The 9,672-nt window shown below is 63.8% G+C and carries 6 protein-coding genes and 1 pseudogene; 2 read left to right on the top strand and 5 right to left on the bottom strand.

Going from position 1 to position 9,672, the window contains the following annotated elements:
• Positions 1 to 8: 8 nt before the first annotated feature.
• The 4 genes from NA637_RS22980 to NA637_RS22965 all read right to left on the bottom strand — a co-directional run bounded on the left by NA637_RS22980 (position 9) and on the right by NA637_RS22965 (position 3,463).
• Positions 9 to 1,235, bottom strand: coding sequence for an MFS transporter (locus NA637_RS22980; RefSeq protein WP_256074845.1), 1,227 nt, complete (start codon positions 1,233 to 1,235; stop codon positions 9 to 11).
• A gap of 279 nt (positions 1,236 to 1,514) precedes the next feature.
• A complete protein-coding gene (locus NA637_RS22975) occupies positions 1,515 to 1,904 on the bottom strand; it encodes a carboxymuconolactone decarboxylase family protein (RefSeq protein WP_256074844.1) in 390 nt (129 codons plus the stop codon).
• 57 nt (positions 1,905 to 1,961) lie between these two features.
• Positions 1,962 to 2,339: a MerR family transcriptional regulator gene (locus tag NA637_RS22970; RefSeq protein ID WP_256074843.1), complete on the bottom strand. Its 378-nt coding sequence runs from the start codon at positions 2,337 to 2,339 to the stop codon at positions 1,962 to 1,964.
• Positions 2,336 to 3,463, bottom strand: coding sequence for a methyltransferase (locus NA637_RS22965; protein ID WP_256074842.1), 1,128 nt, complete (start codon positions 3,461 to 3,463; stop codon positions 2,336 to 2,338). The genes NA637_RS22970 and NA637_RS22965 overlap by 4 nt, the downstream gene beginning before the upstream one ends.
• Before the next feature lie 100 nt (positions 3,464 to 3,563).
• On the opposite strand from NA637_RS22965, the gene NA637_RS22960 reads away from it, so the two are divergent.
• Positions 3,564 to 4,340 (top strand): ferredoxin--NADP reductase, encoded by a 777-nt coding sequence (locus tag NA637_RS22960; RefSeq protein ID WP_256074841.1) that lies wholly within the window; start codon positions 3,564 to 3,566, stop codon positions 4,338 to 4,340.
• A gap of 418 nt (positions 4,341 to 4,758) precedes the next feature.
• Here the strand turns inward: NA637_RS22960 and ettA are convergent, their stop codons facing one another.
• On the bottom strand, positions 4,759 to 6,426 hold the full coding sequence (gene ettA / locus NA637_RS22955) for an energy-dependent translational throttle protein EttA (protein ID WP_256074840.1): 1,668 nt from the start codon (positions 6,424 to 6,426) through the stop codon (positions 4,759 to 4,761).
• Between the two features lie 335 nt (positions 6,427 to 6,761).
• Here ettA and NA637_RS22950 point away from each other — a divergent pair.
• Positions 6,762 to 9,611, top strand: a pseudogene (locus NA637_RS22950) (EAL domain-containing protein); the annotation flags it as partial.
• Positions 9,612 to 9,672 lie beyond the last annotated feature (61 nt).

The following is a 9,672-nucleotide window of genomic DNA, read 5'->3' as shown; positions in this document are numbered from 1 at the left end:
TTGCAGCTTCAGCCCAAGTCCCGATGCAGCTGGTCGCGGTTGGCCAGCGTCGGGAACAGCTTCATCCAGGCGCCGGTGATCAGCAGCGTGCCGACGCCGCCGATCACCACCGCCGGCACGGTGCCGAACCAGTGAGCCGTCAGCCCTGACTCGAATTCACCGAGCTGGTTGGACGCGCCAATGAATAGCCCGTTGACCGCACTCACCCGGCCGCGCATCGCGTCCGGCGTTTCCAGCTGCACGAAGGCGCCGCGGATCACCATGCTGATCATGTCCGCCGCGCCCAGCACCACCAGCACACCCATCGAAAGCCAGAATGACGTGGACAGGCCGAAGGCGATGGTGGCCAGGCCGAACACCCCGACAGCGGCGAACATGACCCGCCCGACCCGCTTGTTGATGGGATAGCGCGCAAGCCACAGCGACATCAGCAGCGCACCCACTGCCGGTGCCGAGCGCAACAGCCCTAGGCCCCAGGGGCCGGTGAGCAGGATGTCCTTGGCGAACACCGGAAGCAGCGCCGTGGCGCCACCGAGCAGCACGGCAAACATATCCAGGGAAATGGCGCCGAGAATGTCCGGCCGGCTGCGGATGAAGCGCATGCCCGCGAGCAGGTTGTCCATCGCCGGGCCGGTTTGCCTGGGCGGCGCCGGGCGTTTCGGCAGGCTCAGCATCAGGCTGCAGGCAAGGGCGAACAGCAGCGCCACCGGGCCATAGACCCACAGCGGGCCGATGGCGAACAGCAGCCCACCGAGTGCCGGTGCGACGATGGTGGCGGTCTGCATGGCCGACGACGACGCCGCTACGGCTGCCGGAAATAGTTGCGTGGGCACCAGGCTCGGCAACAGCGCCTGGGTCGCCGGCCCCTCGAACGCCCGCGCCGTGCCCAACATGAACGCAAGGACAAAGATCATTTCGCGCGTCACGCCCAGCCCACCAGCGCCAACCACCAGCGACAGGGCGATCAACCCTTGCAAGCCCTGACACAACGCGGCCACACGACGCCGATCGAAGCGGTCAGCAACATGGCCGGTCCAGAGAATGAACAGCAGGCGAGGGAAGAATTCGGCCAGGCCCACCAGCCCGAGATCGAGCACGCTGCCGGTCAGCTCGTACATGTGCCAGCCGATGGCAACGGCGAGCATCTGGAAACCGCTGGCGGTGAACACGCGGGCGAACCAGAACTTGATGAAGGGGCGTTGGTGACGCAGCAACAGCTTGGCGTGTGTGGACATCAGGTCGAGGTGCAAGGTGGGCAGTGGGCCAGATTAGCATTCAGCCCCGGTGGCGCTGTGAGGCAACTGCCTGCAGAAAGCCGAACGGAGTGGGCGCGCGGCGTGTTGCTTTGGCCCGCCAGCAGTCGAGACATGGTGCTCTGGTGGGCTGAAGCCCACCCTACGTAGAAGGATATGCGTTGGCTTTTCCCCGTAGGGTGGGCTTTAGCCCACGGTGGAGGCGTGTTGGTATCTGTTGCGGGCTGGATTCACCATGCGTACGCGATCAGGCGTCGGGCTTCATTCAGGCAACAACCCGCGCTCTGCAAACACCGCCTTGGCGGTCGCCATGCCGTTCAATGCTGCAGGAAAGCCGGCATAAACCGCCATCTGAATAATTACTTCGACGATTTGCTCCGGCGTGCAACCGACGTTCAGCGCGCCGTGGATATGCACCGCTAATTGCGGCTGGCAATGCCCGAGCGCGGTTAGCGCCGCCACCGTGGCGAGCTCACGTTGCGGCAGGTCGAGGCCGGGACGCTGGTAGATGTCGCCGAAGGGAAACTCGATGACGTAACGCGCCAGGTCCGGGGCGATGGCCTGCAGGCTGTCGATGACCTTGCGGCCGGCCTCGCCGTCGATCTCGTCGAGCTTGGCCAGGCCTCTGGTGTAGCGGGTCGATGCAGACATGGGATGTTCCTCTGGAGTGGGTAGAGGGAAAGCCTGCAGGTTGGAGTGGACTCCAGGTCAAGCCATTGTTTGCTGGCGATACAGCTCGATCTTCGTCTGCAGCGCGTCGAGGTGTTCCTGGTCCCGCTGCAGCCGCGCCTGCAGCGTGGCGGCATGCGCTTCGAGCAGGGCCTGGCGCGCAGCGAGGGTCGCCTCACCCTGTTCGCGCAAATCGGCATAGCGGGTGATGTCCTCCAGCGCCATCCCGGTGTCCTTCAGACGCAGGATGAACGCCACCCATTCCAGATCACCCGGGCCGTAGACGCGAAAGCCACTGGCGTCACGGGCCACGTGGCGCAGCAGGCCGATCTTCTCGTAATAGCGCAGGGTGTCGGCGGAAAGGCCGGTTCGCGTGGCGAACTGCCGGATGCTCAGCCGAACCGGCGCCTCGCTCACGGCTTGATCGCCCGCAGGATGACGAACTTGGGCGTCGCCGCGACCTGCTCGACCTTGCCGAACAGGCGCTTGAGCTTGAGGTGGTAGCCGAGGTGGCGGTTGCCGACGATCCACAGCTCGCCGCCCTTGGCCAGCGCCGTCTTGGCCTGGGTGAACATTCGCCAGGCGAGAAAATCACCCACCACCTGCTGCTGATGGAAGGGCGGATTGCACAGCACCAGGTCCAGCGAGTCCATTGGCAGCTCGGCAAGCCCGTCACCGGCACGGATATCGACCGGGCGTTCGCCGAGGATCGCCTGCCAGTTCTCCCGTGCCGACTGCACTGCCATGTAGCTCTCATCCACCAGTGTCATCTGTGCCTGGGGGTTGCTTAGCGCGTAAACGATGCCGAGCACGCCATTGCCGCAGCCCAGGTCCGCCACGCGCAGGTTGCCGAGCGCCTTGGGTAGGTGCGGCAGGAAGACTCGGGTGCCGATGTCGAGGTCTTCCCGGCAGAACAGGTTGGCGTGATTGATCAGTTCGATGCCTGGCTGATCCAGGCGGTAGCGGGTCGGGTAGGGCGACCGCGGTGCCGGCTTTTCGCTCGGAGTCGTGGTCAGCAGACGCGCTTTCTTCACCGCCAGCGAGGCCTGCACCGTGCCGATGTACTTCTCCAGCAGATCGCCCGCCGCACGCGGCAGGTGCTTGAGCATCGCGGCGGCGATCACCTGGGCACCCGGCGCCAGCTGGCCATGCAGGCGGATCAGCTGTTCCTCCAGCAGGGCGAGGGTCTTGGGCACCCGAATCAGCACCCGGTCGAACGGGCCTTGCGCCACCTCGCTGGCTGGCACGAAGGTCACCGCGTCAGCCCGCATGGCGTTGCGTTGCAGGTTTTTTTCCAGCGCCACATGTGCCAGATGGGAGTCGCCACTGCTGGTGACCTGCGCCTGCTTCGCCAATGAACAGGCCAGGGCGCCAAAACTGTCGTTGAGGATCAGGACCCGCGTCGTCGCAGCCAAGCCTTGCGCGTGCAGCTGCGCCAACAGGTACTCATCCGCCGCATCGAACGCCTGCAAGGGTTCGTTGGGCTGTTCCGGCTGGCGGATCAGATCGAGGCGTGCGTAAGGGGTTTCGAGAATAGGCATAAGAACTGGCGGTGTTTGTGAGCGTCGGAAAGGAGTATCAAGGGGACAGTCAGTGGAAAACTATCCCCGAATCCGCAGTTGTCCGCGAAGGGAGCGAAGTATGACCGTCAGCGAAGAGAAGTTCACCCGCCAGCGTCTGCTCGAGGTGCAGACGTTGACGCCCAGCCTGTTCACCTTGCGCACCAGCCGCGATCCCGGCTTCAGGTTCACCGCCGGCCAGTTCGCCCGCCTCGGCGTGCGCAAACCCAGCGGCAGCATCGTCTGGCGCGCTTATTCGATGGTCTCGGCGCCCCATGACGAGTTTCTCGATTTCTTCTCCATCGTGGTGCCGGATGGTGAATTCACCAGCGAACTGAGCCGCCTCGCGCCCGGCGACGAGCTGCTGATCGATAAGCAGGCGTTCGGCTTCCTCACCCTTGATCGCTTCATCGATGGTCGGGATCTCTGGCTGCTGGGCACCGGGACCGGCATCGCGCCGTTTCTCTCGATCCTGCAGGATTTCGAGGTCTGGCAGCGCTTCGAGCGGATCATCCTCGTCTACAGCGCGCGCACCGCATCCGAATTGGCCTATCAGGACCTGATCCGCGAGCTGCCGCAACGCGATTATCTGGAAGGCCTCGGCTCGAAGCTGACCTACCTGCCCGTGGTGACGCGCGAACAGATGCCGGGCGCGCTGCACGGTCGTGTCACCACGCTGATCGAGAACGGCGAGCTGGAGCGCGCGGCGGATCTGCAGCTGGAACCCGAGCACTCGCGGATCATGCTTTGCGGCAATCCGCAGATGATCGAGGATACGCGCACTCTGCTCAAGGCCCGCGACCTCAATCTGAGCCTGACCCGGCGACCTGGGCAGGTCGCGGTGGAGAATTACTGGTAACGCGGCGTTGGAGAGGACTTGATAAGGACTGGCTATCAGGCCGGCCCCCGCGCGGATCGTCGAGTCGATCTTGGAACGCTTGCCGGGCGGCGGGCCGCGAACTGACCCGCCGCAGGCCCAGTCCGCCAATTCGTAGCGGTCACGGCCGTTGCGCTTGGCCCGCAGCAGTGCCACGTCGGCGCGGTTGATGGCGCTCGAATAGTTGCCATCGGCACTTGGCTGCGCCATGCCCAGGCTCCCCGTGACCGACAACGAGTCGCCATCGACCCGCGCTCTGACCTTCCCTTGCGATTGCTGCCGGCCTGACATCCAGGTGTGGTGCCAGGCGTCGAAAAAGCGCGATTATCCGCTATTGGGCCATTGGCCACCAGAGGCGGCTCGTCACACGAAACGGAGCCTTTCGGCTCCGTGGTCGATGCTACTGAGCCAGCTTCTTGTATTTCACCCGATGCGGCTGGGAGGCGGCATCGCCGAGGCGTTTCTTGCGATCGGCTTCGTATTCGGTGTAGTTGCCTTCGAAGAACACGATGCTGCCGTCATCCTCATAGGAAAGGATGTGGGTGGCGACGCGGTCGAGGAACCAGCGATCGTGGGAGATCACGATGGCGGCGCCGGGGAAATCCAGCAGCGCTTCTTCGAGTGAACGCAAGGTTTCCACGTCGAGGTCGTTGGAGGGTTCGTCGAGCAGCAGGACGTTGGCGCCTTCTTTCAGCGTCAGCGCCAGGTGCAAGCGACCGCGCTCACCGCCGGACAGATCCTTGACGAACTTCTGCTGGTCACCGCCCTTGAAGTTGAAGCGCCCCACGTAGGTGCGCGAGGGGACTTCGTAGTTGCCGATGCGGATCATGTCGGCGCCGTCGGACACGGCTTCCCACACGGTCTTGCTGCCGTCGAGATCTTCGCGGCTCTGATCGACACAGGCCACCTGCACGGTGTCGCCAATTTCGATGCTGCCCGAGTCCGGCTGTTCCTTGCCCATGATCATGCGGAACAGCGTCGACTTGCCTGCGCCGTTGCCGCCGATCACGCCGACGATGGCGCCCTTGGGCATGCTGAACGACAGGTTGTCGATCAGGACGCGGTCGCCGTAGCCCTTGCTCACGTTGTGGAAGTCGATGACCTTGTCGCCCAGGCGCGCACCGGCCGGAATGTAGATCTCGTTGGTTTCGCTGCGCTTCTGGAATTCCTGTGACTGCAATTCCTCGAAGCGTTGCAGGCGGGCTTTGGACTTGGCCTGGCGAGCCTTGGCGCCTTTACGCACCCACTCCAGTTCTTCCTTCATGGCCTTTTCATGGGCCGATTGCTGCTTGGATTCCTGCGCCAGGCGGTTGGATTTGGCTTCCAGCCAGCCGGAGTAGTTGCCCTCGTAGGGAATGCCCTGGCCACGGTCGAGCTCGAGGATCCAGCCGGCGACGTTGTCGAGGAAGTAGCGATCGTGAGTGATCGCGACGACGGTGCCGGTGAAGTCATGGAGGAAGTGTTCCAGCCAGGCCACCGAGTCGGCGTCCAGGTGGTTGGTCGGTTCGTCCAGCAGCAGCATGTCGGGGGCCGAGAGCAACAGGCGACAGAGTGCCACGCGGCGCTTTTCGCCGCCGGACAGGTGCTCGACCTTGGCGTCCCATGGCGGCAGGCGCAGGGCGTCGGCGGCGACTTCCAGCTGGCGCTCGAGGTTGTGGCCGTCGCTGGCCTGCAGGATCGCTTCGAGCTTGGCTTGCTCGGCGGCCAGCTTGTCGAAATCGGCATCCGGCTCAGCGTAGGCGGCGTAGACTTCGTCCAGCCGCGCCTGGGCATCCTTGATGCTGCTGACGGCTTCTTCCACGACTTCGCGAACCGTCTTGTTCGGGTCGAGCTCCGGCTCCTGCGGCAGGTAGCCGACATTCAGCTCGGGCATCGCCCGCGCTTCGCCGTCGAACTCTTTATCGACCCCGGCCATGATCTTCAGCAGGGTGGACTTGCCCGAACCGTTGAGACCCAGTACGCCGATCTTGGCGCCGGGGAAGAAGGACAGGGAAATGTTCTTGAGGATTTCACGCTTCGGTGGAACGACTTTGCTCAGCCGGTGCATGGTGTAGACATATTGAGCCATGGAGACGAGTGCCCGTGACGAGGAAAAAGTGAGGCGAATCCCGCCGCTCTGGGCGGGTCGAACCGAACTCGCAAAGCTACCGGAATGCATCTGGCAGGGCAAACCGGGGTGCTGACTCGATGCTGGCGTTTTGCTGGCTCTCAGGGCATCCTTGATGCTGTTCGGGCGCTGGTCCGATGCCGCGCTCGCCGCAACGCCACAAAGGACTTAATCGTTTGGTCGATCAACATCCTTCCCCATCAGCGTCAGCCCGCCTCGACAGGCTCGTCCGCGGGATTGCCGTCACCTGTGCGCGCCTTCTTGTGCCGCTGCGCCTGCATGCTCGTTGGCAACTGTTGCGCTATTCGGCGACGGCGCTCGGGGCGATCGAAGAGCGGATTCTGATCAGCGACTTCAGTGGCCGTCTGCAATTTCTCAACCACCAGGCCGAGACAATGTTCGGCCTGAGCAGCCGCGAGGCTCCACGTTATCGTCTGCAGGAGTTGCTGCCGAATCTGGATCCCATGGCGTTCGACGCGGCCAATTCGATGGTTGACCTGTGCCTTGAGGCCGTGCAATTGCTCCAGGAGGGAGAGAGCCGTCTCTTTTCGGTCACGCGGCGGGCTTTGCGCCTGGCGGGTGAGCTGGAGCCGTCCGGTTTTGTCTGGGTCATGCGCGATATCACCCGTGAGCGGGCGGCGCAGACGGCACTGGTCGAGCGTGAGCGGTTCTGGTCGGAGGTGCTGCGCGCCGTGCCGGACACGCTTTACGTGCAGGATCTGGAGGCCGGCAAGCTGCTGTTCAGCAACAGCAACCTGGCGGCGCGGCTGGGCTACAGCGAAGAAGAGCGCGGCGACGACAGCAACCTGTTCTGGCGGCGCATCAGCCACCCGGACGATCAGGAGTACATCTGGCGGCTGCTGGCCCTGCGCGGTTCGATGATTGACGGCGTCGTTCAGGAATCGTTACTGCGCTGGCGCCACCGTAACGGTAAATGGCATTGGTTCTGCGTGACTGAACAGGTCCTGACGCGCAATCGGCAGGGGAAGGTGCAGCGCTTGATTGGCGTGGCCCGGGATGTCACTGCGAACATGGAATACAGCCATTCCCTGCGTGATAGCGAACGCCGCTACCGGATGCTCGCCGGCAGCCTGCGCGATGTGGTCTTCACCACCGACAGTTCGCTGCGCATCGACTACATCAGTCCTTCGGTGCACACCGTGCTTGGCTACAGCCCGGAGTGGGCGGCGCAGCATGGCCTGGAGCGAGTGGTGACCAAGCCGCGCCAGGCGGCGCGCTTCTATGAGCTGATGAGGCGGGTGCGCGATGCTTCGGCCAGCCCGGTTGAACTGGCCAAGCTGGGGCAGACCTTGCAGGCGCAAACCCTGTATTTCGACTGTCTCGCGGCCGATGGCCGGTCGGTGGCGATCGAGCTGCGGATGATGCTGATCTCCGACGAGAACAACCGGTTCGATGGGACCCTGTGCATTGGCCGGGATGTCAGCGAACAGCGCCAGGCCGAGACGGCATTGCGCCGCGCGGCGACCGTGTTCGACCATTCCACGGTGGCCATCGTCGTCACCGATCCCGCCGGCAAGATCGTCCAGGTCAATGCGGCATTCGTCCGGATCACCGGCTACAGCGTCGACGAGATCAGGGGCGAGCTGCCGAGGGTGCTCAGCGCCGACCGTCAGCAGGCCAATCAGATGGACTATGTGCACAGCCAGGTCCTGCAGGCCGGCAGCTGGGAAGGGGAGTTCTGGCTCAAGCGCAAGGATGGCGAGACTTACCCATGCTGGATCGGCATTACCGCCGTTCGCGACGATGAGCATGAGCTGGTGAGCCATGTCTGCTTTTTCAGCGACATGAGTGAGCGCAAGGCCAGCGAAAAACGTATCCACCGGCTGGCCTATTACGACGGGCTGACCCAGTTGCCCAATCGCACACTGTTTCAGGACCGTCTGCACAGCAGCCTGCAACTGGCCGCCCGGCGCCGTGGCTGGGTGGTGCTGATGTTTCTCGATCTGGATCGCTTCAAGCCCATCAACGATTCGCTCGGTCACGCGGCCGGTGACCGCCTGCTCAAGGATGTCGCCGTGCGCCTGGCTTCGTGCGTTGATGAAGACGACACGGTGGCGCGCATGGGCGGCGATGAGTTCACCTTTCTGTTGCGCCCCGGTGGTGATCGCGACGAGGCGCTGAGCCGGGCAATCCATGTGGCTGAACGGGTCCTGGGCAGTCTCGCCGAACCGTTCGTGCTGTCTGGCCGAGAGTTCTTTGTCACCGCCAGCATTGGCATCGCGCTGAGCCCACAGGATGGCAAGGACATCAGCCAGCTGATGAAAAATGCCGACACCGCGATGTACCACGCCAAGGAGCGCGGCAAGAACAATTTCCAGTTCTACCAGGCCGAGATGAATGCCAGCGCACTGGAGCGCCTGGAGCTGGAAGGCGATCTGCGCCACGCCCTCGAACAGCAACAGTTCGTGCTCCACTACCAGCCGCAGTACCTCGCCGACGGCCACACGCTGACCGGTGTCGAGGCATTGCTGCGCTGGCGGCACCCGTCCCGTGGTCTGGTGTCGCCCGGCGAGTTCATCCCGGCGCTGGAGGAACTGGGGCTGATCGTCGAGGTGGGCGAATGGGTCATCGGTGAAGCCTGCCGGCAGATCGGGAACTGGGCGCAGGAGGGCCTGGTGGTACCGAAGGTTTCGGTGAACCTTTCGGCCCGCCAGTTCGCTGATGGCCGGCTGGGTCAGCGCATCGCCGGGATTCTCGCGTTCAGCAACATTGCACCGAGCCGGCTGGAGCTGGAGCTGACCGAGAGCATCCTGATGCAGGATGTGGCTGAGGCGATGCGAACCCTCGATTCGCTCAAGCGGCTCGGCCTTTCGATCGCCATCGACGATTTCGGCACCGGTTACTCGTCGCTGAACTACCTCAAGCAATTCCCCATCGATGTGCTGAAAATCGACCGCAGTTTCGTCGATGGTCTGCCCGCAGGCGAGCAGGATGGGCAAATAGCCCGAGCGATCATTGCCATGGCGCACAGCCTCAGTCTGTCGGTGATCGCCGAGGGCGTCGAAACCCAGGCGCAGCTGGATTTCCTCAGCGAGCATGGCTGCGACGAGGTGCAGGGTTTCTATCTCGGCCTGCCGATGCCGGCAGACCAGCTGGGAAAGAGAGTTCCAAGCTGCAAGCTTTAAGCGGCAAGCCGGGGCCGGAGCTGGCATTGACCTAGGCCGGCGGGGCACCATGCTGACGCGC

Source organism: Stutzerimonas stutzeri, from assembly GCF_024448935.1.
Taxonomy (GTDB): domain Bacteria; phylum Pseudomonadota; class Gammaproteobacteria; order Pseudomonadales; family Pseudomonadaceae; genus Stutzerimonas; species Stutzerimonas stutzeri_AO.
This window is presented reverse-complemented; position numbering and strand designations above follow the sequence as displayed.